General features: G+C 75.1%; 20 protein-coding genes. 8 read left to right on the top strand and 12 right to left on the bottom strand.

Going from position 1 to position 25,305, the window contains the following annotated elements; all coding sequences use genetic code 11:
• Window positions 1-237: 237 nt before the first annotated feature.
• The 3 genes from purF to VKV23_04265 all read right to left on the bottom strand — a co-directional run bounded on the left by purF (window position 238) and on the right by VKV23_04265 (window position 3,862).
• Window positions 238-1,671 carry an amidophosphoribosyltransferase gene (purF, locus tag VKV23_04275; GenBank protein ID HLI15255.1) on the bottom strand — a complete coding sequence of 478 codons (1,434 nt, stop codon included), beginning with the start codon at window positions 1,669-1,671 and terminating at the stop codon, window positions 238-240.
• 104 nt (window positions 1,672-1,775) lie between these two features.
• A complete protein-coding gene (locus VKV23_04270) occupies window positions 1,776-2,321 on the bottom strand; it encodes an SEC-C domain-containing protein (GenBank protein HLI15254.1) in 546 nt (181 codons plus the stop codon).
• Between the two features lie 164 nt (window positions 2,322-2,485).
• Window positions 2,486-3,862 (bottom strand): Ig domain-containing protein, encoded by a 1,377-nt coding sequence (locus VKV23_04265; GenBank protein ID HLI15253.1) that lies wholly within the window; start codon window positions 3,860-3,862, stop codon window positions 2,486-2,488.
• 277 nt (window positions 3,863-4,139) lie between these two features.
• Here VKV23_04265 and VKV23_04260 point away from each other — a divergent pair, with 277 nt between their 5' ends.
• The 4 genes from VKV23_04260 (at window position 4,140) to VKV23_04245 (ending at window position 8,919) form a co-directional block, all read left to right on the top strand.
• The gene (locus VKV23_04260; protein ID HLI15252.1) at window positions 4,140-5,306 is read left to right on the top strand and encodes an AI-2E family transporter; all 1,167 of its coding nucleotides are present in this window, start codon (window positions 4,140-4,142) and stop codon (window positions 5,304-5,306) included.
• 21 nt (window positions 5,307-5,327) lie between these two features.
• Window positions 5,328-6,485, top strand: a complete 1,158-nt coding sequence (locus VKV23_04255) for an ABC transporter permease (protein HLI15251.1) — start codon at window positions 5,328-5,330, stop codon at window positions 6,483-6,485.
• Between the two features lie 679 nt (window positions 6,486-7,164).
• Complete coding sequence (locus VKV23_04250; GenBank protein ID HLI15250.1) at window positions 7,165-7,851, top strand: ABC transporter ATP-binding protein; 687 nt, start codon at window positions 7,165-7,167, stop codon at window positions 7,849-7,851.
• 138 nt (window positions 7,852-7,989) lie between these two features.
• Window positions 7,990-8,919, top strand: a complete 930-nt coding sequence (locus VKV23_04245; protein HLI15249.1) for an ABC transporter ATP-binding protein — start codon at window positions 7,990-7,992, stop codon at window positions 8,917-8,919.
• 21 nt (window positions 8,920-8,940) lie between these two features.
• Here the strand turns inward: VKV23_04245 and VKV23_04240 are convergent, their stop codons facing one another.
• A complete protein-coding gene (locus tag VKV23_04240; protein ID HLI15248.1) occupies window positions 8,941-10,680 on the bottom strand; it encodes a sigma-70 family RNA polymerase sigma factor in 1,740 nt (579 codons plus the stop codon).
• Window positions 10,681-11,002: 322 nt separating this feature from the next.
• Between VKV23_04240 and VKV23_04235 the strand changes: the two genes are divergently transcribed.
• Complete coding sequence (locus tag VKV23_04235) at window positions 11,003-11,869, top strand: sigma-70 family RNA polymerase sigma factor (GenBank protein ID HLI15247.1); 867 nt, start codon at window positions 11,003-11,005, stop codon at window positions 11,867-11,869.
• 12 nt (window positions 11,870-11,881) lie between these two features.
• Complete coding sequence (locus tag VKV23_04230; protein HLI15246.1) at window positions 11,882-12,499, top strand: prepilin peptidase; 618 nt, start codon at window positions 11,882-11,884, stop codon at window positions 12,497-12,499.
• Between the two features lie 456 nt (window positions 12,500-12,955).
• Here VKV23_04230 and VKV23_04225 read toward each other — a convergent pair whose 3' ends face one another.
• The 3 genes from VKV23_04225 to VKV23_04215 all read right to left on the bottom strand — a co-directional run bounded on the left by VKV23_04225 (window position 12,956) and on the right by VKV23_04215 (window position 15,621).
• Window positions 12,956-13,159: a Flp family type IVb pilin gene (locus VKV23_04225; protein HLI15245.1), complete on the bottom strand. Its 204-nt coding sequence runs from the start codon at window positions 13,157-13,159 to the stop codon at window positions 12,956-12,958.
• A gap of 694 nt (window positions 13,160-13,853) precedes the next feature.
• Complete coding sequence (locus VKV23_04220; protein ID HLI15244.1) at window positions 13,854-14,510, bottom strand: response regulator transcription factor; 657 nt, start codon at window positions 14,508-14,510, stop codon at window positions 13,854-13,856.
• Window positions 14,488-15,621 (bottom strand): histidine kinase, encoded by a 1,134-nt coding sequence (locus VKV23_04215; GenBank protein ID HLI15243.1) that lies wholly within the window; start codon window positions 15,619-15,621, stop codon window positions 14,488-14,490. The genes VKV23_04220 and VKV23_04215 overlap by 23 nt, the downstream gene beginning before the upstream one ends.
• Before the next feature lie 515 nt (window positions 15,622-16,136).
• On the opposite strand from VKV23_04215, the gene VKV23_04210 reads away from it, so the two are divergent.
• Together VKV23_04210 and VKV23_04205 are read left to right on the top strand one after the other, a co-directional pair.
• The gene (locus VKV23_04210) at window positions 16,137-17,981 is read left to right on the top strand and encodes a hypothetical protein (protein ID HLI15242.1); all 1,845 of its coding nucleotides are present in this window, start codon (window positions 16,137-16,139) and stop codon (window positions 17,979-17,981) included.
• A gap of 6 nt (window positions 17,982-17,987) precedes the next feature.
• Window positions 17,988-19,664, top strand: a complete 1,677-nt coding sequence (locus VKV23_04205) for a hypothetical protein (GenBank protein HLI15241.1) — start codon at window positions 17,988-17,990, stop codon at window positions 19,662-19,664.
• Here VKV23_04205 and VKV23_04200 read toward each other — a convergent pair.
• Genes VKV23_04200 through VKV23_04180 form a run of 5 tightly spaced genes read right to left on the bottom strand, consistent with a single transcriptional unit; the run spans window position 19,654 to window position 25,305 of the window.
• Complete coding sequence (locus VKV23_04200; protein ID HLI15240.1) at window positions 19,654-21,399, bottom strand: hypothetical protein; 1,746 nt, start codon at window positions 21,397-21,399, stop codon at window positions 19,654-19,656. The genes VKV23_04205 and VKV23_04200 overlap by 11 nt on opposite strands.
• On the bottom strand, window positions 21,396-21,974 hold the full coding sequence (locus VKV23_04195) for a TadE/TadG family type IV pilus assembly protein (GenBank protein HLI15239.1): 579 nt from the start codon (window positions 21,972-21,974) through the stop codon (window positions 21,396-21,398). The genes VKV23_04200 and VKV23_04195 overlap by 4 nt, the downstream gene beginning before the upstream one ends.
• 7 nt (window positions 21,975-21,981) lie before the next feature.
• Complete coding sequence (locus VKV23_04190) at window positions 21,982-22,905, bottom strand: type II secretion system F family protein (GenBank protein HLI15238.1); 924 nt, start codon at window positions 22,903-22,905, stop codon at window positions 21,982-21,984.
• A gap of 1 nt (window position 22,906) precedes the next feature.
• Window positions 22,907-23,959 carry a type II secretion system F family protein gene (locus tag VKV23_04185; GenBank protein ID HLI15237.1) on the bottom strand — a complete coding sequence of 351 codons (1,053 nt, stop codon included), beginning with the start codon at window positions 23,957-23,959 and terminating at the stop codon, window positions 22,907-22,909.
• On the bottom strand, window positions 23,956-25,305 hold the full coding sequence (locus VKV23_04180; GenBank protein HLI15236.1) for a CpaF family protein: 1,350 nt from the start codon (window positions 25,303-25,305) through the stop codon (window positions 23,956-23,958). The genes VKV23_04185 and VKV23_04180 overlap by 4 nt, the downstream gene beginning before the upstream one ends.

The following is a 25,305-nucleotide window of genomic DNA, read 5'->3' as shown; positions in this document are numbered from 1 at the left end:
GGCTCGTCACGCCGACCGACCGACATCGCCACGGCCAGCGCCGACGAGCATGCCGTCGGCGACCTCACAGGAGCCGACGACCTCCTCCACGCTCGGTACCGGGGGCGAGCGTCGAGGTCCGCATGCGTCGAGGTCCCAACGGCGCCAGACGCGAGGCTCGATCCCGAGCTCGCCGCCGGCGCTCGAGCGGGCTGCGAGTACCGACGCGCCGACGCCGTGGGGGGCGACGCGAGCCGCTCAGGCGAGCACCGCTGCCGCGAGGCCTCGGTCGCGGACCGGGACCGGCGTCGGGTACTCGCCGGTCAGGCACGCCGCGCAGAACCCGGAGCTGCCCGCCCCGATGGCCTCGACGAGGCCCTCGAGGGAGAGGTAGGCAACGGAGTCCGCCCCGAGGTGGCCCGCGATCTCGTCGACCCCCATGAGCGCGGCGAGCAGCTCCGCCCGATCGGGCGTGTCGATGCCGTAGAAGCAGGGCCAGCGGAACGGAGGCGACGAGATGCGCAGGTGGACCTCGGACGCCCCCGCCTCGCGCAGCATGCGCACGAGCTCGCGCGTCGTCGTTCCCCGGACGATCGAGTCGTCGACGACGACGAGTCGGCGGCCGGCGATCGTCTCGCGCAGCGGGTTCAGCTTCCGCCGGACGCCGGCGACGCGCGCCTCCTGGGTCGGAACGATGAAGGTCCTCCCGATGTACCGGTTCTTCACGAGCCCGTGGCCGAAGGGAATACCGCTTCGCGCCGAGAAGCCGACGGCCGCGGGCACGCCGGAGTCGGGGATCCCGATGACGACGTCGGCGTCCGCGGGTGCCTCCGTCGCGAGCACCTCGCCCATGCGGTGGCGCGCCGCGTGCACCTCGCGACCGAGGAGCAGGCTGTCGGGCCGGGCGAAGTAGACGAACTCGAAGATGCACAGCCTCGGCTCGACGCGCTCGGGCGGGAACGGCCGCAGCGAGCGGGGCCCGTCCGCGTCGATGACGAGCATCTCGCCAGGGTCGAGCTCGCGCACGAGCTCCGCCCCGACGACGTCGAGGGCGGGGCTCTCGGAGGCGACGACCCAGCCGGCCTCCCGGCCGCCGGAGGGCGCGAGGCGGCCGAGGCACAGCGGCCGGAAGCCATTGGGGTCGCGCACGGCGATCAGCCGGCTCGCGTCGAGTACCCCGAGCGAGAACGCCCCCTCGAGCCTCGGCAGCACGGCGAGGAGGGTCCGCTCGAGATCGCGGCCGTCCGCGGCGGCGTCCTCGTCGAGGGGCGAGGCCCGCGCGACGAGCTCGGCGATGAGGTCGCTGTCGGAGGTCGTCATGCCGGGGAGCATGCCCGCCTCGGCCTCGAGCGCCGCCACGTTCGTGAGGTTCCCGTTGTGGCCGAGGGCGAAGCCGGCCCTGCCGACCGCGCGGTAGACGGGCTGGGCGTTCTGCCACGTGCTCGGCCCGTTCGTCGAGTAACGCACGTGGCCGAGCGCGGCGTGCCCCTGGAGCGACGCGAGCGTACGGGCGTCGAAGACCGAGGTGACGAGACCCATGTCCTTCACCACCGTGATCGTCTCGCCGTCGGTCACGGCCATCCCGGCGGACTCCTGGCCACGGTGCTGGAGGGCGAAGAGGCCGTCGAAGACGAGCCTCGGCACGTCGGCGCCGGGCGCGAAGACCCCGAAGACGCCACACGCCTCGCGCACGACCCCATTGTGCCACCGGAGAGCCGCGCACCGGCCGAGGCTGCCCGGCGCCCTCCTCGAGCTCGGCGTGCGGGACGGAAGCGGCGGCCTCGAGCGCGACCCGCCTACGACGCGACGAGCAGGCCGGCGGGCGTCGGGGTGAGCCGTGCGCGCACCCTCGCCGCCTCGAGCACGGCGCCCAGCACGAGCAGGGGGATCGCGTCCTCGTCGGCGAGGTCGAGGAGGGCCACCGCGGCGAGAGTGTCGCTGAGGCGCCCCTCCTCGCGCAGCCGGAGGACGTCCCGGGCGAGCCGTGCGCGTTCCGCGGCGGTGTCGAAGCGCCTGGCGACGTCGGCGAGCGCCACCTCGCCGGTCCGGCGAACGCCGGTCTCGCAGGCGACGAGCAGGCGCTCGAGCGCCGGGTCGACGAGCGCGGGCAGCTGCACGGCGAGCTCGGGGAAGCGTCGGACGAGGAGCGGCAGCTCGTCCAGGAGGGCCTCGAGGTCCTCCTCGTCGACGGCCGCGAGCGCCCAGCGGCCCTCGCTCGCCGCTCGCGCGAGAAAGGCGCGCTCGAGCACCTCCCGCGGCGGGCCAGACGGCGAATCGCAGCAGTGCTTCGCCTTCCGGCCGCTCCCGCACCTGCAGCGCGCGTTCCTGCCCTGCTTGGCCACGGCCGCACCTCCGCCTCGAGGAACCAATGATGGCCTCGACGGGACCCGAGCTGGTGGATCCTCGTGGCGAGGCGCGCCTGGCGAACGAGCCGGGCGCCGGTGCCAGGCACGCGAGACGCTTCGTGGGCGACTCGCCCGAACCTCCTGCGCCGCGACCGCGGGCTTCAGCCCGTGGCGGCGAGCGCCACGACCCGTGCGCCGACGACGGCCCGCGGCTCGCCCGACGGGAGCCGGGCGCTCCCGAAGGCGTAGAGGCCGCCCGCGGCGGTCGCGACGAAGTAGCCGACTCCTCTCGGCGCGGCCGCGATGGCGACCGCTCGCGCCGTGCGCACGGACCCGAGGCGCGGGGCGCCGTCGAAGCCGTACACGCGGCCGCGCGCCGTGAGGAGCCAGTAGCCGGGGCCCGACCGCTCGGCGGCGATGCCAACCACGCGGCCGGCGAGCCCGCCTGGGCGCCGGCCGCGCGGCGCGGGCCCGACCGCGACCACGGCGCCCCGCGCCGTCGCGAGCAGGTAGCCGCCGCGCGCCGCCGCGATGCCCACGACGGGTCCCGTCCGTCGCCCGAGCACGACCGGGCCCAGTCGCCGGGCCGCGCCGAAGCCGTACACCTGGCCGCGCGCCGTGACGAGCCAGTAGCCCGGGCGCGAGCCGTCCGCGGCGATCCCGACGACCGGCGAGGCGAGGCGACGGGCGGGAACGGAGCCGAGGCCGCGCGTGCCCACGCCGACCACCCGGCCGTCACGCCAGGCGGCGTACAGGGCGCCTGCCACCGCCGACCCCGCGATGCCCGCGAGGCGCGAGCGGGGCGGGCGCGGGGCGCGCAGCGTCTCGGCCTGCGCGCCGAGCAGGAGCACCTGGCCGCTCGCGCTCGCGAGCGCGACCTCCTGGGGCGGTGGTGGCGGCGCGACGACGACGAGCGTGAGGACGCGCGTCGCGCTCGAGCCGAGGGCGTCGGTCACCTCGACGTCGAGCGTGTCCCGACCGGGGCCGCCCGGCCTGCCGGAGAGGACGCCCTCGGAGGACAGGAGCGTCCCGGGCGGAACCGGACCGCTCGCGACGGACCAGGTGTAGGGGGGCTGGCCCCCGCTCGCGGTCAGCTCGGCGTCGTAGTCCGCGCCGGCGGTCGCCGTCGGTAGCGAGGCGGTGGTGATCGTGGGGCCCGGTGCCACGGTGAGGTCGAGCGCGGTCGATGCCCTGAGCCCCTGCTGGTCGGTGACCTCGACGTCCACGACGAAGGTCCCCGCAGCGCGCGGCGTGCCGCTCACGGCGCCGCTCTGGGCGAGGGAGAGCCCTCCAGGCAGGCCCTGGGCACTGAAGGCGTACGGCGGGGTGCCGCCCGAGGCGCGAAGCGTCGCAGCGTACGGGGCGCCCGACTCGGCAGGCGGGAGGTCGCCGGCGAGCACGAGACCGCTCGCGTACGCCGGCACGCCCGCCGCGGCCACGAGCGCGGCGACGGCGAGGCCGAGCGCTGCGAGACCAGGGCCGCGAGGGGACCCGGTGCTCGGCCCCCTTCCGCAGACCAGCACGCGTGCTCGCCCCACTGGCCTCGTCGCGCCCCTCCGATGCCTCGTGCGAACGCTCGCCCACCCTAGCGAGTGGGCGCCGCCGCGAGCACGAGGCCGGGGTGGCCGGACGCGGGCGCGTCGCGGCCGGCTCGCCCACGGGCGCGCACCGCGCGCCGATCGGCGACAATGGGCGCCTGGTGTACGACGGGCGAGTTCACGGCGACGTGCGCGCCGCGGCAAGGCCGGGCGGGCGGACGCGGGCGCCCGGTGGTTGGTCGCGCCCGCCGTGCGCCACGCGCCCTGGCGTGCACCGGTGATCGGCCCCGGCGAGGCCGTCGGCGCGGGGGAGCGCCCGGAGCGCGCGGACGGGAGCCCCCGCCTCGTGCTCCCAGGGACGGCGGGCGAGGCGGCCGAGCCGGCCAGCGCAGAGGGCCCGCTCGGCCTGCTCGGGCGCCCCTTCAACCGGCGCCATCCCTTCTACCTCGGCCTCACGGGGGCCCTCGGCGTGGCCGTGGCCTACCTGCTCGTGCGCGGCCTCTACGACGTGAGCGGCGTGCTCGTCATCATCGGCATCTCGCTGTTCATCGCCGTCGGGCTGAACCCGGCGCTCGAGTGGCTGTGCCGGCGCGGCCTCAGCCGAGGGGCTGCCGTGGTCGTCGTCACCTGCTGCTTCCTCGGCGTCGTGGCCGCCTTCGTCGCCGCGGCGGTCCCGCCGATCACCCACGAGGCGCACGCGCTCGCCGTCAACTACCCGCGCTACAAGCGGGACCTCATCGCGGGCAGGGGGTGGCTCGGCAGCCTGCTCGTCCACCTGCACCTCACCCACTACCTCGAGGAGAGCTCGTCGAACCTGCACCTGCCCCTGGCCGGCGGTGTCGTCGGCGCGGGGAAGAAGATCCTGTCCTTCGGCGCCGCCACCGCGAGCGTCGTCGCGCTCACCATCTACTTCCTCGTCGCCCTGCCCGCCGTGCGCGAGCTGTGGCTCGGCCTGATCCCCCGCAGCCGGCGGGAGCGGGTCGCGCTGCTCACCGACGAGGTGTTCAGCCGCATCGGCGGCTTCATGCTCGGCAACCTGTTCACCTCGCTCGTCTCGGGCGTCGGGACCTACGTCTGGCTCCTCGGCTTCGGCGTCCCCTACCCGCTGCTCCTCGCGCTCTTCGTCGCCCTCTTCGACCTCATCCCCGTGGTGGGCTCGACCATCGCGGGAATCGTCGTCTCGCTCGTCGCGCTGACCCGCGGCGTCCCGATCGCGATCGCGACGGCCGCCTTCTACGTCGCCTACCGCTTCTTCGAGGACTACCTGCTCAACCCGAGGGTCATGCAGCACACCGTGCGCATCTCGCCCGGCCTCACGATCATCGCCACGCTGCTCGGCGCCGCGCTCCTCGGCCTCGTCGGCGCGCTCGTGGCCATTCCCGTCGCGGCGGCCGTCTACCTCATCGTCGAGGAGGTCGTCCTCCCGCGGGCGGACGAGCGCTAGGCGCGCGGTCCCGGCACGACCGTGGACGCGATCGGACCACGCGCTGGGCGCGAGGAACCCAACGGCACACCGCGCTCGAGGCCTGGCGGTCCGACCGGCGTCCGGGCGAGCGCGGCCGCGCGCTGGAGCGCGCTGCGCGCGAGCGCACGGCGCCTCGGCGCCATCGCGCGCAAGGAGCTCATCCAGCTCCGCCGCGACCGGCGGAGCCTCGTGCTCATGCTCGCGATGCCGCTCGTCCTGCTCGTCATCTTCGGCTACGGCGTGCGCCTCGAGGTGAGCGGGATCCCTGCGGAGCTCGTCGGCCACGACAGCGCGCTCGTGCGGCGAGCGCTGCGCGCCGGTGGCCACTTCATCGTGGCAGCCCGCGTCGCCCCGACGATCGCCGCGGGGCGCGCCGACCTCACCCAGGGCCGGACCTCGGTGGCGGTCGTCGTCGACGCGGCGGGAGCGCCGCGCGCCGTCCTCGTCGACGGCAGCGACGCCTTCACGGCTCGCAGCGCGCTCGAGTACCTGCAGTCGCTCGCCGCGCCGGGCGCGACGGCGCCGGTGCCCGTCGAGATCCTCTTCAATCCCACGCTGCGCTCGGCCGACGTCATGGTGCCGGCGGAGGTGGGCATGATCATGCTCTGGGTGGGGACGGTCGCGACGGCGCTCGGCGTCGTGCGCGAGCGTGAGACCGGGACGCTCGAGCAGCTGATGATGACGCCGGTCCGCCGCCTCGAGCTGATGGCCGGCAAGCTCGCGCCCTACGGCCTCGTGACGCTCTTCGACGCGGTCGTGATCACCGTGCTCGGCGCGCTCCTCTTCGCCGTCCCGTTGCGCGGCAGCCCGCTCGCCCTGCTCCTCGCCGCCATCTTCTACCTCGTCTCGGCCCTCGCGATCGGCCTCTTGATCTCGAGCGTCGCCCAGAACCAGCGCCAGGCGCTCCAGACCGCCACCTTCGTCCTGCTTCCCCAGATCCTCCTCTCCGGCGCCCTCTTCCCCCTGCGCGCGATCCCGTGGGGGATCCGCTGGGTGAGCGAGGTCTCGCCCCTCACCTTCTTCACCCCCGCAGCTCGCGGGCTGTTCCTGAAGGGGGTCGGGCTCGGTGACATCTGGCGGGACCTCGCCGTCCTCGTCGGGATGGCCGTCGCCTACACGTCGCTCGCCGTCGTGACGTTCCGTCGGCGCCTCGACTGACGCCTTCGTGACGGCGAGAGCTCGAGCGGTCCTGTCGACGTCGGTCCTTCGGTCCGCTGGGGTGGTCCGTCGGGAAGGTCGCCCCGTCTCGTCCATATCCTTCGCGCCGGTGACCTTGCGCCTCGAGCACGCTCGCCAGGAGCGCTCGCTGACGGATGCCCCCACCCTCGCGTCGCGGCGCCGGGCGCGCGCCTCGGCAGCGACGGCGAGTTGCCCGGTGCCGCCGGCGCAGCGCTCCGAGCCGGCGACCGCGGCCCGAGCGCTCGCCCTCGCCACCGCGTCGCGTGCAAGCTGGTGGGGTGCGCGTCCCGGAGCGTTCGCAGCGGCTCCCAGGTGATCGCGCCGGTCCGTCGAGGACCGTGCGAGGCGCGCGAGCGGCGCACGGGCTGCGCCCGCCCGGCCCTCGCCAGCGAGGAAGCGAGAGCCGGGCACGCCCCGCCCGAGAACGGACGGGGCCTCGCCACGTCGGCCACGAGGTACGGCCGCAGCGCCGCGCGGCGAGCGCCATCCCTGCTCGGGCGCGACCGCACGACCGCCTTCGCCAGGGGCGGTTCGCCTCCCCGGCGGCCCGCATCCGACGGCTGACCGGGCCTCCGCCGCTCCTCGGCGCCATCGACCGGGCATCCTCCGCCGGCTCCGGCCGCGCCTCGGCGGCCGGCCTCACGGCCTAGCGAGCGTCGTGGCCGAGATCGAGGCGACCGGGCTCGTGAAGCGCTTCGGCAGGAGGTCCGCGCTCGGAGGGGTCGACCTCGTGATCGAGCCCGGCGAGCTGTGCGGCGTCGTCGGCGAGGACGGGGCCGGCAAGACGACGCTGCTCCGGCTCGTCGCCGGCCTCTACCGCCCCGACGAGGGGCGCGTCCAGCTCGCCCACGGGCGCGCGTCGCTCGGCCTCGCCCCCCAGGGCTTCCACCTCTACGAGGATCTCACGGTCGAGGAGAACCTGGCCTTCTTCGCCGCGCTGCACGGGATGGCCGGCCGCACGCTCGCCTCGCGGAGCACGGAGCTCCTCGCCTTCACCGGGCTCGAGCACCTCCGCGCGAGGCGCGCCGGCGCGCTGTCGGGGGGGATGCGCCAGCGGCTCACCCTCGCCTGCTCGATCGTCCACCTGCCTGCCGTCGTCCTCCTCGACGAGCCGACGACCGGCCTCGACCCGGTCGCTCGGCGGGACCTGTGGACGCTCGTCGAGCACCTCCACGCCGACGGCACGACGATCCTCGTCGCGACGGCCGACTTCGACGAGGCGAGCCGCTGCGAGACGGCTGTCTTCCTCCACGCGGGACGGGTGCTCGCGCGCGGCGGACTGGAGGACGTGCAGGGCTCGCTGCCGACGCTCGAGGCCGCCTTCCTCGCCGCCATGCGCCGGTGACCCCGATCCGGCCGGCGAGCGGCTCGTCCCCCTCCGGGAGAGGGTCCGTGCCGTGACACGCGGCGGCCGATCCGGCAGGACTGGCCCGCTCCGTGCCCGGCGTCGGCGACGAGGGCGGCGCGGACCAGCGGTGCTTCCATGAGCGCGGCCATCGCCACGCACGAGCTGACGAGACGCTTTCGCGACGTCGTCGCCGTCGACCGGGTCAGCCTGGAGGTCGAGACCGGCGAGGTGTTCGGCCTCCTCGGGCCGAACGGGGCGGGCAAGACGACCCTCGTACGTCTCCTGTGCGGCCTCTACGCGCCGAGCGGTGGCGAGGCCGCCGTCCTCGGGCTCGACCTGCGGCGCGATCGCGCCCGCCTGAAGGCGCGCGTCGGCTACGTGTCCCAGGCCTTCGGCCTGTACGAGGAGCTCACCGTGAGCGAGAACGTCGCGTTCTTCGCCGCCGTGTACGGCGCCTCCGACCCCGCGCGCACCCGGACCGTCCTCGAGCGCCTCGAGCTCGGCGAGGTGGCAGGGCGCCAGGTCGGCACGCTGCCCACGGGCCTGCGCCAGCGGACCGCGCTCGCCGCAACCCTCGTCCACCGGCCGGAGCTCGTCCTGCTCGACGAGCCGACGAGCGGCATGGACCCCGCGGCCCGCCTCGAGGCGTGGCGGTTCGTCCGCGACCTCGCGAGCGAGGGGGTCACCGCGCTCGTCACCACGCACGTCATGGCCGAGGCCGAGCAGTGCGACCGGCTGGCACTGCTCGCCGACGGACGCCTCGTCGCGCTCGGCACGCCGCGCGCCATCGTCGAGTCCGCCGGCCTCACCGTCGCGCAGGTGGACGCCAGCCCCTGGCAGCTCGCCTTCCGCCAGCTGAAAGCCCGCTGGCCAGCGGCGACGCTCCACGGCAGGCAGGTGCGCGTCCCGCTGCGGCGCGACGAGGCGAGCGACCGCACGCTGCGGGATGCGCTCGCCGGGTGCGACCTCGGCGCGATCACCTGGACGTCCCCATCGGTCGAGGAGGCCTTCGTCGCGCGCTTCTCCGCCGCCGGACGAACGACGAACCCGCGGGCACCGAGCTGAGGACGCGAGAGCCGCCGGCGACTACCGTCCCGGGCCGTGCGGGCGCCCCCGTGCCCCGCCCCCCGGGGCCGGGGGAGGGCCCGTCTGCGCACCCGGCGGCGCCGCGGGGCCCGCGCCGGCAGCGGCTCCGGGATCCTCCGACGCGCCGGGCGCGGGCGCGCCCGGTGGGGGTGGCGGCGGTTCACCGGATCCGGGTGCCGCCGTGCCGGGCGAGGGCACGCCGGGCGCGTCCGTGCCCGGCGCGCTCGTCGCCACCGGCGGCGCCGGGCCAGCGGCAGATGCCCCTCGCCCGGCGCGAGGGTCGTCCCACGGCCGTGGCGCACGCCCGGCGCTCGGACGCCAGGACGAGCCTGCGGGACCGCCTCGCGTGCGCCAGGCGGTGACCGCCGGCTGGCTCGGCTCCTGACCGGTTGCCGTGCCAGTCGTCGCGGGTGCGCCGCCCCCCGGCGGACGCGAACCGGCGAGCACACCCGGAACCCGCCTGTCGACGGCGAGACGGCTCGGGCTCGGACGTGCGCCGTGCCCGCGCCAGCCGCCCGGCGGTTCCGCACCGGCGCGCGCGGTCGGACCGCCGTGCGGACCGGGGGGCGGGCCGGGACCCGGCGCCGCATCGCCCTCGACGCGCCGGCCCGCTGCGGGAGCGGGCAGGGAGCGCGGCGGGCCGTCCGATGTGGCGAGGCCCGGCGCGTTCGCGACCGTGCTCGGCGCAACCTCGGCGGGGTCGCCTCGGGCGCGAGACGGGCCAGCGGGCGCGCCGTGCGGTCGCCGCTGCAGGCGCTCGCGCACAAGCGGAGGCCGCTGCGCCCGAGGCACGCCCGTCGGCGCCGCGAGTCGCGGGCCGAGCCTCGCTGCGTCCGGAGCAATCGGAGCGAAGCGGGCCGTGATGCTCGGCGCGGCGGACAGCTGGGCGGGGCGTCCGGCGTGCGCCGGCTCGGGTGCGACGCTCCACAGGCCGAGCAGCAGGGGCACGCCGACCGAGATCGAGGCAGCGCTGGCACCGACCGGAGCGAGCCCCTCGAGCGGCGCGGCGAGGCGCGCGGCGCAGGCGCGCTGGAGCGACTCGCGGAGCACGCGCCAGCGCAGGAGCGAGCTGCCGAGCACGGCGACGGCGAGGGAGTCCTTCGCGCAGATGAGCAGGTACTCGCGTCGGAGCGCCTGCCGGGCCCGCCACAGCAGGGACTTCACCGCGCTCAGCTCGAGCTGCTCGTGGTGCGCGATGCGCTCGTAGCTCCAGCCCGCGTGCTCGCGAAGGCGCAGCACCTCCCGGAAGCGCGGCGAGATGCGCTCGAAGGCACGCGAGGCGCTGGCGGCCTCGTCCCGGGCGACGAGGGCCTCCTCGGGACCGTCGTCGAGGCAGCGGTCCGATCGCACGGCGAGGCCGACGAAGGGGACGGTGCGGCCCCGCCGGCGCAGGGAGTCGAAGCACAGGTTGGCAGCGATCGCCTGGATCCACGCCCCGAAGCGCTGCACCTCGACGCCGCGCGCGATCGCGCGGCGGGCCCGCAGGAACGCCTCCTGCGCGGCGTCCTCGGCGTCGTCCCAGTTGCCGAGCCGACCATGGCAGAACTGCAGCACGCGGACGTAGTGCCGGCCGTAGAGGACGGCGAAGGCGTCGCGGCTGCCCGTGCGCGCCTTCTCGACGAGCGCCGAGTCGAGGGCGTCCGCGCCAACTGGCGAGGCGGTGGCCTCGCTCGTCGAGCCCTCGTCGGGACCATGCGCCGCCGGACTGGGGCGGGTGCCCCAGCCGCATGGACCGCCCATCTGCCTCCCAGCCGACCCGCGTGCGGCGCGCCCGCCAGGCGCGGCGCTACACGCGCGTTAACGGCGCGTCCAGGCCGCGGGTTAAGCGGGGCCGCACGCAGCGGCGCGCTCGCGCGAGCCACGGCGGACCTGCTGCGGCCGGACGCGCGGGAGCGAGACGCGCCGAACGCGCTCGGCCGGATCGTTCCGGAAATCTCGCCGCGCCAACCGCAACCTCGTGGCGCCCCGAGCGTCTATTACCACGTTGAGTGACGATGCCGCCACTCAGCGTGGAGCGCGTGATCACCCGCCGCCGGCGCGGAGGAAGCGAGGAGGCAGCGACATGGGCACGATGCAGGACAGCTGCGTCCTCCCCTCGTCTCCTCGCGCGCAGCCCGACCTCGCGCAGCTCTGGCGACGGTACTGGGACGGGCGCGACCCCCAGGCGCGCAATCGCCTCCTGCTCGCCTACGAGCCGATCATCCATGCCGTCGTGGTCCGCCTCCCAGCGCACATCCGCGCGACCGCAGACGCGGAGGACCTGCACAGCTTCGGCGTGTTCGGCCTCATCGACGCCATCGAGAAGTGCGACGAGGCGAGCGACGTCGCACGCTTCCCCGCCTACGCCAGCTACCGAGTCCGCGGCGCCATCATCGACGAGCTGCGCCGGCTCGACTGGCTCCCGCGGACGGTCCGCCGGCGCGTCGCCGCCTACCGCACGGCGTTCGACGAGCTCGCCAGCGAGCTCGGGCGCCCACCCGAGCACGCCGAGGTCCTCTCCTCGCTCGACCTGGACCCCCGCGCCGGACTTCATCTGCTGCAGGACCTCGAGTCGTCACGCCTCGTGCACCTCTACCAGCACGGCGTGTCCGCGGACGTCCTCGCACGCTGCTGGCCGGTGGGCAAGGTCGGCAGCGACGACGACGACGAGCCCGAGCGCCGCGTGCTCGACGCCGAGCGCTCTTCGAGCCTGCGCGCCGCGATCGAGCGCCTCGTCGACCGCCAGCGCACCGTCATCACCCTCCGCTACCTCTCGGGCCTCACCCAGCAGCAGGTGGCGGCGGTCCTCGGCGTGACGAACGCACGGATCTGCCAGATCGAGGCTGCCGCGATGCGGAAGCTCCGAGGCCTACTGAGCGCGACGGAACGGGAGGCGTGCACGACGGGCGCTTCCCGGCCCTGCGTCGCGACCCGCCGGACACCGCGCTGACAGGCTGGCGCGGTGCCGCACCAGCGCGTCCTGCCCGGCCGGCCGTCGCCGCCGAGCCTCCGCCGGCAGGCCGGCGCGGTCGGCGCATCGCCACGGCGCACGCCCCTCGCAGCGGGACTCGTCGTCGCGCTCGCGACCGGCACGCTCGGGTCGTGGTGGCTCGCGCCCGCCGGGCTCGTCCTCGGGGCCGCGCTCGCGTCCCTCGCGCTCGCGGATCTTCGCTCGCTCCGCCTCCCGCGCCGCACGGTGTACGCAGCGCTCACGGCCGGTGCGCCGACGCTCGCGGTGGCATCGGCCGGGATGCACCGCTGGGGTGCCCTCGGACGGTCCGCGACCGCGGGGTGCGCGGCTTTCGCCGCCTTCCTCCTCCTGCACCTCGCGAGCCCGCGGGCGGTCGGCTTCGGGGACGTCCGGATGGCTGCCGCGTGCGCGGCGTTCCTCGGCTGGCTCGGCTACCGCGTCGTCGTCCTCGGCGGTTCGCTCAGCGCCGTGCTCGCCGGCGCGGCGGCGCTCGTGGGACTCGCCACGAGACGCCTCAGCGTCCGCAGCGTGATCGCGTTCGGCCCCTTCCTCGCCCTCGGGACGCTCGCGGCGTTCCTGCTCGCGGCGGCGCAGCTCCCGGCGCGCTGACGAGCAGCCGCTCGGCACGACACGTCTCGAGCGCCGCCCGCGAGCATGTCCGCGCCCTGCCTCGCGAGGCGCACCCGCTGGGCTTCGGCGCGCACCCTCGCCGGCGACGCTGCCGCGGTCTCGTCGCGCCGTCAGCCGCGACCCCGCAGGCGCCGGCAGCGAGCGTGGCGACGCCGGCAGCGAGCGCGACGGCGCCACCGCTCGCCGCTCGGCGCGTCGCGGCGGGCGGCGAGCCCAGGTCCCTGGCCGGCACTCGGGCGAGGCGACGCGAGGCAGAACCGACGCGGCGGAGACGGCGGCGAACCCGCTCGCTCGGCGCGGCCTTCCATCGGCAGCCACTCGAGGTCTGCACACCGCTTCCCGTCGCGCTCGGCCATCCGAAGGGGTCCCTCACCGTCCGGTGGCGGGCAGCCAGCGCCCCAGCCGGGTCGACTGGCGCCGGCTGCCCGCCGTCTCCTACGGATTGGCGATGTTGTTGCCCACGTTGTTCAGCGTGTTGCTCACCGAGTGGCCGAGGAAGACGAGCGCACCGATCGCGACCACGGCGATGAGCGCGAGGAGCAGCGCGTACTCCACGAGGCTCGCGCCCGACTCGTCGGACTTCAGCGCTGCGAGCCAGGAACGGATCGCGACCTGCCACAGAGCCACCTTGTCCAGCATCTTCGCTCCCTTTCCTTGTCGGCGGCCCTCGCCTCGAGGGCACGGTGCCCTCTCGGCGAGCCCACCACCTCCTCGGCACGCAGCGGACGCGACTTCATGGTCCGTTCGGCCCAATTCCGGCACCGGCGACGCACCTCGCGCACCGCGAGCGAGCGCGTCGGCGGAACCGGGGTGGCGCACCCGGGACGCAGGCGGGTCGAGGCAGGTTCGTGACGCGGCGCAGCCGGCAAGGAGCCCGGCGCCCACCGCCGACAGTGTCCCGTACCGAGAGCCCGCAGCCATGCCGTGCTCGGGACACGGCCCTCGAGGACCCCGTGCGCACCGGGGGCGCGGGATCGCCGCGCCGCCCCGACCTCGCTCGCGCCGCCGGCTCCGGGCGTCGGCGCGGGATGCCTCCGGGTCCAGTCCCCGGCGCCCGCGCTCGGGGACGGGTCGTGCCGAGACGCCGCCCGCACGAGGCGCGCGTCGCGGGCTCGGCGGCTGTCCCCGCCGGGTGCAAGGGCTCGAAGCGGCGGCCGGCGCTCCGTCGAGGTCGCCACAGCGACAGGCCTCGGTCCCGCGTTCGGCCCTGACCGCTCCCTCGGCTCCGTCGCACCCGGCGCCGGCCTGCCGCCCTCCCGAAGCCACGGTCGCAGCCTCCCTCGTCGGTCGCCACCCCAGCGACCAGCCGTCGGCGCCGAGCTCGACGACGCGATCACGACGGCCGCGTCTCGGCGCCACCTCGGGCAGCGGCGCCACCCGGCAGCTCGACGATCCCCAGGCGTAGCCCCGCGAGCACGGCCTGCGTGCGGTCCCGGACGCCGAGCTTCGAGTAGATCGATGCGAGGTGGTTCTTCGCGGTGCGCGCACTGACGAACAGGTGGCGCGCGATCTCGGCCGTGGAGGCGCCCGCGCCGGCGAGCCTCAGGACCTCGATCTCCCGTCTGGTCAGCTCGTGGCGGCGGCTGCCCCGATCGCCGCGCGCCCACGACGACGCCGGCAGTCCCGTCGCGCCCTCGGCGACCGACCGCACGACGGCGACGAGACGGGACATCGGGCAATCCTTCACGAGGTAACCCGCCGCGCCAGCGTCGGCGGCGCGCTGGCGCGTCTCGTCGTCGTCGAACATCGTGAGGACGACGACGCGCACCGCGGGCACGCGAGCCGTGAGCTCGCGCGTCGCGCTGATCCCGTCGCTCGCGGGCAGCGACACGTCCATGAGGACGACGTCCGGCAACGTCGCCAGCGCGCACGACACCGCCGCGACCCCGTCGCCGACCGCGCCGACGACCTCGAACCCCGCCTCCTGGAGGGACGCGCGCAGCGCCTCGCGCACGACGGTGTGGTCCTCAGCGAGCAGCAGCCGCGTCACCCTGGTCGCTCCTCCGCACGATCGTGACGGTCGTACCTCCGCCCGTACGGTCGGCGATGTCGAGCACTGCGCCGATCGAGCGCGCCCGCTCGCGCATGCCGAGGATGCCGAAGGAGCTCGGCCGTTCGCCGGTGCCGTCGAGGCCACGCCCGTCGTCGCAGACCTCGACGCGCACCTCGCCAACGTCGCGCTCCACGCGCACCGAGATGAGGTCCGCGCGCGCATGGCGCTCCGCGTTGAGGACCGCCTCGCGAGCAATCTGCCACAGCTCCTCCTCGACGGCTGGCTCGAGCCGGTGCGATCCCGTCACCTCGAACCGGGTACGAACTCCCGAGCGAAGCGACACGCGCCCGAGGAGCTCGCGCAGCTCCTCCTCGAGGGCAGCGTCGGGCTCACGTGCGCTTCGCAGGTCCCACAGCTGCTCGCGCACGAGGCGCACGACGTGGTGCAGCTCCGAGACGAGCACCTCGAGCTCGCCGCGCTCGCGTGCGGCAGCGGGCGTCGTGTCGCAGAGCCGATCGAGGCCGAGCGCGATCGCGACGAGCGACTGGCCGAGCCGGTCGTGGAGCTCGCGTGCCAGCCGCCCGCGCTCGGCAGCCGCGGATGCTCGCCCGGCGACCTCGCTCGCCGCCGAGGCCTCGCGCTCGTGCACCCCGCGTCCGTACGCGCCGATCGCACCGATGCACGCGAGCGACGCGACCGACGCGGCCACCCGCAGCGTCCCGGCGACGGCTCCCGTCACGCCGATCCACGACACCGCCCCGACGACGGTGGTCCCCGTCGCTGCGACGACACCGGCGATCCCGGCCTCCAACCCGGCCACGAGGAACGACGCACCGAGCGCGAGGAGGATCGGAGAGCTCCAGGCCCCGGACGCGAAGCTGAGCACGAGCAGCAGCCCTGCCTCGAGGCTCACGGCACCGATCGACAGCGCGCGTCGCCGCGGCGGCGACGGCGCGCTCGCGCGGACGAACGTGTAGAGCGCGAGCGCGCCGATCGCGAAGAGGGCGCGCGCCGGCAGGCGGGTTCCGAGTGCGACGAACACGACGAGGAGGAGTGCCGCCCAGCGAACCGCCGTCGTGACGGCGCCGAGCGGGCCGGCGCGGGGCACCGCTGGGGCACCGCCTCGGACGCCGTCTCGGGGCGATCGTGCCTCGACACGGTCGAGCCTCGGGCTGCCTCCGCCAGCCGTGGAGCGGGCGGCCGTCCGCGAGCGCGCGCCCGCAGCGAGGCAGGCGCGCTCCTCGCCCTGCCACGACTGCGTGCTGTGCGTACGGTTCCCCATGGCCGAAGCGACGGCGGCGTGCCGCTCAGGAAGGATCGGCCGCTCCTGCGAGGCGATTAAGCACCTGCAGGCACCGTGCTCGGGCGCGAGGGGCGAGCGGCGTGAGGACCGGCGCCTCTGTTGACTTCGCGGCGCTGCCTGACGATATGGCTCGCGTGGGACGAACGCCCGACGGACTCGGTGCGCTGCGCGCCCCGGCCTCGTCGCCCGCCGCGACGCGACGGCCCCGCACCGCCGCCCTCAGCGGTCCGTTGCCCGGTCGAGCGGGACCTGCCCGAGCGCCCGGAGGCGACGCGCGCGCGCCGAGCTGGTCGCGCGCCGCGCTGCACCCCGCGTGGGTCGTGATCGCCGGCGTGGCGGCAGCGCTGGCACGCGTCGTCATGCACTCCGGGCTCGACACCGACGTCTTCTGGCACCTCGCAGCGGGTCAGTGGATGCTCAGCCATCACGCCGTCATCCGCAGGGATGTCTTCTCCTACACGGTGCGCGGGCACCCGTGGTTCGACGACGAGTGGGGCTTCCAGGTCCTGCTAGCAGGGCTCGTGCACGCCATCGGCAACCTGGCGTTCTGGCTCGTGCCCGCCGGGTCGTGCGTCGCAGCGCTCGCCGTCAGCCTCTGGCGCTGGCGCTCGGTCGGCGCCAGCTGGACGACGTGCGCCCTGCTGTCGCTCGTGGCGGGCGGCGGCCTCGCCCTCGGCGACGCGCCCCGCCCGCAGGTGATCAGCTACCTCCTCTTCGCGTGCGAGCTCGCCCTCCTCGGCCTCGCCCGTGGACGTCCTGTCTGGCTCGTCGCCCTCCCGCCCCTGTTCTTCGTGTGGGCGAACGTCCACGGCAGCTTCCTGCTCGGGCTCGGCGCGCTGGCCCTCGAGACGGCGCGTTCGGCCCTCCTCGCGCGACTCGCGCCGGCACGGGCGCCGCGCCCGTCAGCGGCCGCCGCAGCGGCGGCGCTCGGGGCGAGCGCCACGGCGACCTTCCTCAACCCGCACGGCCCCCGGCTCCTCGCCTACGTCTACACGGTGGCCACCTCGCCGCAGCTCGCGCGCCTCGTCGAGGAGTGGCAGTCGCCGAACTTCCACTCGTGGGCACTCCTCGCCCTCGTGCTCGGCCCCGTGCTGCTCACGGTGGCGCTCGCCTCGCGCTCGCGCCGCAGCCTCGACACCGCCGACCTCGTCCTGTGGGCCGTCACGCTCCTGCTCGCGCTGCGCGCCCAGCGCTTCGTCCCCTACCTCTGCCTCGCCTGGTGCAATCTCGCCGCAGGACTGGCGCTCTTCGTGCGCACGAGCGCGCGCTCCTCACGCCTCAGCTTGCCGGCGGCCGTCTGCCTCGCAGGAGGCCTCCTCGTGGGTCCCCACGTCCCCGCCGGCACACCGGCAGCAGGCCTGCCCGTCGCGGCCGCCGAGCGCCTGCAGGCGCTGCGCGGCCGCGTCTTCTCCACCTACGGCTGGGACGACTACCTGATCCACCTCGGCATCCCCGTGTTCGTCGACGGGCGGACCGATCTCTACTTCGGCACGGGGGTGCTCGAGCAGTGGGTGCAGGTCGCCGCGCTGCGCGTCAGTCCGGACCCGACGCTCGCCCGGTGGGACGTCCGCTACGTGCTCTGGCCCGCGGCGACCCCGCTCGCCGTCTACCTGACGCACGACACGCGCTGGGTGCTGCTGGCGCGTCGGGCGGGGTCCGATCTGTTCGAGCGCCGCACGACGGTTCCGGCGCGCGCGGACGGGCGATCGCCTCCGGCTACCAGTCGCAGGAAATGGGCGATCGACGGCGCGGCCGGCGCGAACCGGCCGGCGACGAACGAGGCGAGGAGCGAGGTGCCGCGCCGCGGCGGCACCCGCAGCGCACCGAGCGCGACGATGTCGAGCTTCGCCTCGATGAGCGACCCACTGGCGTGCAGGACGAGCGCCACCGGGTTCGCGTCCACCCCGCGGTGGTGGGCGACCAGCCGCGTCGTGACGTCGTCGACGCCGGTCGGGACGCCGAGCTCGGCGGTCGCCACGAGCGCCAGCGGCCGCACGCGTGCCGGCGAAGCGAGCGTGCCCTGGCGCCCGCCGATCCCGAGGCTTCGGGGCAGTGCCCGGCGTGGCTCGCCGGAGCCTCCCACCTCCACGACCGTGCGCACGAGCAGGGCTCCGTCCGGCGGAGCGACGAGCCCGCACGCCTGCGGCGCGCCCTGGCAGCAGTAGGTGGGCGTGGGCCGGCCCTCCCACGAGCTGGCGGCGCCGCCCGCGCGTCGCCTCGCCGGCGCGACGGCGCTGCGCGTCGGGGCACGCGGCGCCCGAGACGAGAGCGAGGCCAGGCTGCCCCGTCTGCGCGTGGTCCTCCGGGGAGCGGACGGCCTGCTCGCGCTGCAGCTGGCCGGGATGGTCCTCGTGAACCTCCTCGAGTACCGCCGCTACAGCCTCACGAACGACTTCGCCGGCTACGCCCAGGCGTGGTCGGCGATCGGGCACGGGTCGCTCGACCCCTACCTCACCGTCTTTCGCGTGCGCTTCCTCCACAACAACCTGGACCTCGCCCTGTATCCGCTCGCGCTCGTCGGGCGCGTCGTGGCGGACCCGAACCTCCTCTCCTGGGCGCAGGACGCGGCCGTCGTCGCCACCGAGCTCGTCGCGCTGCGCTGGGCACGCGACATCGTCCTCGAGCGGCTCGCGCACCGGCCCCGGCGAGCCGACGCCATCGTTGCCGGGCTCGCGCTCGTCTTCGCCGTCAACCCGTTCGCGTGGGAGACGGCGGCCTTCCCCGTCCACTTCGAGGCCTTCGCTGCGCTCTTCGCGCTGGCGGCGGGGCGCGACCTGTGGCGCGCCCGGCACGGATGGGTCGCCGTCTGGGTGCCGCTCGCCATGGCCGCGGAGGCACTCGGGAGCCTCTACGTCCTCGTCGCCGGCGCTGGCGCGCTCCTCGCGGGGCGACGGACCCGCCACGGCGGCGCGGTGGTCGCCGCCGTCGGCGCCGCCGGGCTCGCGTGCGTGCTCCGCCTCGGCCTGGTCGGTCGGGGCGGGCAGACCCTGCGCTCGATCTACGGCTACCTCCTACCCAGCGGCCAGGGCCACGTCGGCCTCGGTGCGCTGCTCCTCGGCGTCGCCACGCACCTGCCGGCCGCTGCGGCGCTCCTCGGGCGCCACCTGCCCTTCCTCCTCGCCTGCGTCGTCGCCGCGGGCATTGCTGGCGCCGCGTCCCCCTGGGGCGCCGCCGCCCTCGTCCTCGTCCTCGTGCCGAACGCCCTGAGCTCGCAGCCCGGCTTCGTCGACCTCGCGGGCGCCTTCCAGAGCTGGCCTGCGCAGCCCTTCCTGGCCGTCGGTTCCGCCTCGCTCGCCGCCGCCTTCCTGGCGCGCGAACGCCACGAGGTCGCGAGGACGGCGTGCGCGCTGGCCCTGTGCTCGGTCGTGGCGCTCGGCGCCGTCGCATCGGCGGCCGTGCCCGGCGCCTGGCTCTTCAGCCGCCGGACGGCCGCGACGCTCGCCGCGGTCGACCGCCGGCTGTCCGAGCGGGCGGAGGTCATCGCCGACCAGGGCCTCGTCGGCCGCTTCTGGCGACGCGCGCACGTCTACTCCTTCATCCGCGCCGGCCAGCGCTTCCCCGTCACCGGGAGGCTCGTCGTCTTCCTCCTGTTCCCCGGCGCGAGCGCCGGCGAGCGCGACATCGGCCGCCGCCTCGAGCGGTCGCTCCGGGCAGTGGTGGTGGCCCGTGGTGCAGGCGTGCTGGCGCTCGCGTGGCACGTGCCCCCGGGAGTGGGCAGCGTCGAGCTGGCGGGGGGCCGAGCGCCTGCAAGGCCTCGCCCGGGGAAGGCCGAGTCGAGGCGACGCGCCGGCCGGCGTGCCCGCACCACGCCGGGACGCCGACCCCGGCGGGCGCGGATCAGCGGATGAGCTCGCCGGCGACGAGCGGCGCCCGGATCGCCTCCGTCGCGTCCGGGCTCATGTCGAGCACCCCGCCGCCGGTGACGAGCAGCTGTCGAGAGATCAGCTGCGCGTGGACCTGGCCCCAGTTCCCGCCTCCGGTGAGCTTCAGGGGCGTCGCGCCAGGCGTGAAGAAGATCCCGTCCAGCTCGAGCGAGCTGCCTCCGTTCAGCGTGTAGGTGGCAGTCTCCTGCGACCAGAGCGCGAGGCCCGCGAAGGGACCCTCGGCGGGGGCGATCCACGTCGGCGGCAGGGCGCTCCCCGTGAGGTCGATCGAGCCGGCGACCTGGTCGACGAGCACGTGCTCGAGGACGAGCTGGCCGCCGCGCACGCTCAGGTCGCCACTGCGTAGGTAGACGAAGGCGGCAGCCGCGCTCGAGGCGCCAGCGCAGGCACCGAAGGTGGCGACGAGCGGCGGTTCGCAGCCCGGGGGGAGCGACGCGGAGGGGTTCGCCGTGTTGAACTCGAGCGTCCCGCCGGTCATCGTGATCCCGCCGTCGAACACGACGTTGCCGCCGGTGAACTCGACCGTCGTGCCGTTGCCGAGGCTGAAGCCGCCCGGGCAGTCCACCCACCAGTTCCCCGCGACGACGACGGTGCCGGTCGGCGAGCACGAGTACTGCGACGACCACCGCTCGAAGCCACCCGGCGGCAACCCGGTGGTGCCGATCGCGGCCGCCAGGTTGTCCATGTACGCCGGCGCGGACGTGCAGTGCTCGTCGAGGACGAGACCGTAGTAGTCGATCGTGCGGATCCCGCAGTCGTAGCGGGCGTCGACGAGCGCGCGCGTCGAGCGTTCCGCCTGGTTCACCGGCTGGGGACTGACGCGCCCTGCGCTCACGTCCGCCGGGTTGCACGCCGGCGCGACGCACGTCGAGGCGCCCGGCGGCAGCGCCTCGAGGGCGATCACGCCGGACCCGGTCGCGCTGCTCAGCGCCTCGAGCTGGCTCCCCGAGCCGGACACCGAGAGCGTGTACTGGTTGGAGTTGCACGCCGTCCCGTCCGAGTCGATGCTCACGGAACCCGCGTCGGCGCTCGTCCCGACGGCGACCTGGCTCCCGCCCGATATCGCGAGCGAGGTGCAGCCGAAGGGGTCGAGCAGCCAGAGCGCGGGGACGAGCTGGCTGGCGCCATCGCTCGCCCGAACCGTCGCCGAGCGCGTCGTCACGACGTTCGCGGGCCCGCCGAACGCCCCGAACAGGCTCGGGCTCGCCCTCGACAGGACCAGCCGCATGCGCTGGCACGGCGCCCCGTCGTCGCGTCCCACGCCGTAGTTCGGATCCTCGATCTCGCTCTCGGGCACGGGGAAGTGCAGGCTGACGGTGTAGCCGTTCACGGTGACGGAGGGCTCGGCCTCGGCGATCGTGCCGCCGCTGCACGTCGTCTGCGTGACGTTGTTCCCGCTCTCGGTGCAGAAGGCCTGCGCATCGATCGGGCCGATCGGCGGGGCGTTGGCGTCCGTCGTGAGGTAGGAGACGACGCTCTCGCAGGCCGCGAGGTAGTCGGGCGGGGACGCGGAGAGGTCGGGGCCCGCAGCGAGAACGGCGAGGTCCACCACCGACTGGTCGAACGCGCCGGCCGACGTGAGCTGCCCGACGTTGACGACGAGCGCGCACATGCCGACGATCGCGCCGAGGGCGACGAGCCAGACGACGAGGAAGGCGCCGGAGTCGTCGCGCCGCCAGCGCGAACGCGTCGAGCTCAATTGACCGGCACCTCGTAGCGTGCGATGGCGTGGGAGGTCAGCTCGAGCGCGTGCGAGAAGAAGAAGGCGTCGAGCGTGTCGCTTCGCGTGAGCGACACCTGGACCCGGAAGCCGGTGTCGGAGCTGCCGTCGTCGAAGCACGGGCTCGTCCCGCCGGCCGTCGTGTGCGACGAGTCGTAGGCGACGGGCGAGCTGCCGGGGCCGGAGACGAGAGCGACGCACACCTGCGACGCCACGAGCGTCCCGTCGGAGCGCTCGACGGCGACCTGCTGGACGAGCTGCGCCCAGTCGAGCCCGCCGCACGCTCCAGCCGAGTCGCACTGGTCGGGCGGAAGGACCGAGCCGTAGCGGGCTGCCTCGCGGGCGGCGTTCGTCAGCTCCTCTTGGTGGAGGTAGGCGATCCCACCGGTGAACATCCCGAGGAGCAGCGCCACGAACACGGGGAGCGCGAGCGCGAACTCGACGAGCGCCGCCCCGCGCTCGTCGCGCACCGGCCCCGCGCTGGACCGGTCGCCGCGCAGCGGCCCGCCACGCCGTGGCTCGCCGCGCGCAGGCATCGGGACCAGCGAGCGCACGCTCCCCTCACCTCACGATGGTCCGGAAGATCTCGATCGCGGCAGGCCCGACGACGACGACGAACAGGGCGGGCATGATGCAGAAGACGAGGGGGAAGAGCATCTTCACCGGCGCCTTCTGCGCCTTCTCCTGCGCGTGCTGGCGGCGAGCCGTCCGGATCTCGACCGACTGCGAGCGCAGGATCTGGACGATCGAGATGCCGAACGACTCCGCCTGGCCGAGCGCGACGACGAACGAGCGCAGCTCGGGGACGTCGGTGCGGTCGACGAGCCGCTCGAACGACTCCCGCCGGTTCGCCCCGATGCGGGTCTCGCCGAGGAGCCGAGCGAACTCCTCGGCGAGCGGGCCGGGGACGGCGACGACGGTGCGGCTGAGGGCCTGCTCGAAGCCGAGGCCCGCCTCGACGCCGATGGTCAGAAGGTCGATCATGTCGGCGAGCTGGCGCCGGATCTGCTCCTGGCGGCGGGCGACTCGTCGGTTCAGCACCGCCTCCGGCGCGAGCACGAGGAGCGCCGCGCCCCCGAGTGCGAGCAGCGTCGCCGAGCCACCGCGCAGCGGCGCCAGTGCGGCGAGCGGGAAGAGCAACGGGGCGACGAGCAGCGTGGCGACGCGCGCGCCGAGGAAGCGCTGGAGGGCCTCGGGCTGCGGGCTGCCCGCGAGGACGAGGCGTCGCCGGACGGCGGCAACGTAGCCCTTGGGCGTGAAGCGCAGCGCCAGCTTCGCGAGCCAGGAGCACAGCGGTAGGACGACGCGCTCGGCGAACGAGGGAACCGGGTGGCTCCGCTCGGACGAGGCCAGCTTGACCACGGCCGGGTCGAGAGCGACTCGCAGGGTCGCACGCACCGCCGCCTGCTCGGTCGTGCGCAGGCTCGCCGCCCACACGAGCAGGGCGACCGCGAGCGTCGCTGCAGCGCACGTGCCGACGAGCACGTCACACCTCGATCTGGATCGTCCGGCGCATCCACCAGGCCCCCACGCCCTCGAGGAGGAGGCCGCCGACGAGGGCGAGCTCGCCGGGAACGGTCGTGAAGAGCAGCGCCAGGTACGGACGGTTCGCCAGGAAGATGAACCCCCCGAGGAGCACCGGGAGTGCGGCGAGGATCAGCGCGCTGATCCGTCCCTCCGCGGTGAGGGTGCGCACCTCGCGCCGGAGCCGCGCGCGCTCGGTCATCGTCGCGGCGACGGTGTCAAGGACCTCGGCGAGGTTCCCGCCCACCTCGCGCTGGATCCGGATCGCCATCACGGTCCAGGCGAAGTCCCGGCTGCCGGTCGCGTCCGCGACGCCGCCGAGCGCGTCCTCGAGCGGCTCGCCGAGGCGCGAGCGCGACAGCGCGAGGCGCAGCTCCTGGCGCATCGGGTCCTCGACCTGGTCGGCAACCCCGTTGAGGCTCTGCAGCAGGGAGAACCCGGCACGCAGCGAGCTCGCAACGAGCTTGAGGACGTCGGGGAGCTGCGCCTCGAAGAGACGGTGCCGACGCCCGGCCCGGACCTCGAGGAAGCCGAAGGGGGCGGCGCAGGCCAGCGCGATCCCGGCGAGGAGGCCCACGACGCCGGCGAGGAGCCCTCCGAGGCCTCCGAGCACGACGACCGCTCCCGAGCACACGAGGAGGAACTCGCCCACGTCCAGCGGGACGGCGGCACGCGCGAGCTTCGACTCGAGGACGGGGCGCAGCCCTCGCGACTCGACGATGCGCACGAGCAGCGCGGCGACGTGCGCCAGGGCGGGGCGCGTCAGCTGCCCCGCGCCCTGGCCCCTCGGCGCCTGCTCGGGAAGCAGCCGGTAGGGGCGGAGGACCTCCTCGAGCTCGTCGGTCGGGCGCGCGAGGAGGTGCACGAGGCCGTAGGAGACGAGCACGGCAGCGAGCACGCTCAACGCGGCGACGACGGCCGGTCCGAGGCGGCCGCCGGCGAGGCCGAGCCAGCTGCGCGCGTCGAGGTAGGCGCGCGCCGCGAACGACTCGACGAGGCGGACCGGGCCGCTCACCGCCGACCCACCGGCGCGCGTACGAAACCCTCGGAGTCGAACAGACCCGGCGCGAGCGCGATCCCGCGATCGGCCAGCCGCTCCACGAGATGCGGTCGCAGGCCCGTCGCCTTGAGCTGCCCGCGGGGACGCCCGTCGCCGTCGAGACCCATGCCGTAGTCGAAGAGGAAGACGTCCTGGAGGACGATGACGTCGCCCTCCATCCGCTCCACCTCGGTGATGTGCGTGATCCTGCGGCTCCCGTCTCGCAGGCGACTCAGCTGGACGATGACGTCCAGGGCCGAGGCCATCTGCTCGCGTATCGCTCGCACGGGGAGGTCGAAGCCGGCCATCAAGGTCATCGTCTCGATGCGCGACAGCGCATCGCGAGGACTGTTCGCGTGCACCGTCGTGAGCGAGCCCTCGTGGCCCGTGTTCATCGCCTGGAGCATGTCGAGGGCCTCACCCGACCGGCACTCCCCGACAACGATCCGGTCCGGCCGCATGCGCAGCGCGTTGCGCACGAGCTGCCGGATGCTGACCTCGCCGCGTCCCTCGGAGTTCGGCGGGCGCGCCTCGAGCGGCAGCACGTGGCGCTGGCGGAGCTGGAGCTCCTTGGAGTCCTCGATGGTCACGATCCGTTCGGTGTCGGGGATGAACGACGAGAGCACGTTGAGGAGGGTCGTCTTCCCGGTGCTCGTCCCGCCGGAGATCGCGATGTTCATCCGGCCCTTCACGCAGGCCTCGAGGAATGCCATCGACGCAGGGGTCGCCGTCCTCAGCTCGAAGAGGTCGTCGACCGACAGCGGCTCGGCCATGAACTTGCGGACCGTGAGGAAGGGTCCCCCGATCGCGAGCGGCGGGTAGACGGCGTTCACGCGCGACCCGTCCGGGAGACGAGCATCGACCATCGGCGAGGACTCGTCGATGCGCCGACCGACGAGCGAGACGATCCGCTCGATCGTGCGACGGAGGTGCTCCTCGTCGATGAAGGTGACGCCCGTCAGCTCCAGGCGCCCGGCACGCTCGACGTACACGAGGCGAGGACCGTTCACCATGATCTCGCTCACGCTCTGGTCGCGCAGGTAGGGCTCGATGGGCCCGTGCCCGAGGATGTCGTCGGTGAGGTCCCGGACGAGCTGCTGCTTGTCAGCGCCAGAGAGGGGTGTCGCCTCCTCTCGCAGCGCCTGGTTGAGCAGCTGCTGCACGGCGGGTCCGAGCTCGCCGTCGTCCGAGCCCGCGTCCGAGAGCTGCGGCCCGAGCTCGGCGATCACCCGCTGGTGGATCCGCCGACGCAACGCCTCCAGCTGCTCCGTCCGCAGCGCGCTCGGCACCTGGCCGTCGCGGAGGCGCTCGAACAGGCTCAC

The sequence above is a fragment of the Acidimicrobiales bacterium genome (assembly GCA_035294085.1).
Classification (GTDB): Bacteria; Actinomycetota; Acidimicrobiia; order Acidimicrobiales; family Bog-793; genus DATGLP01.
Note: the sequence above shows the minus strand (reverse complement) of the source record. Positions and strands in the feature narration are given on the sequence as shown.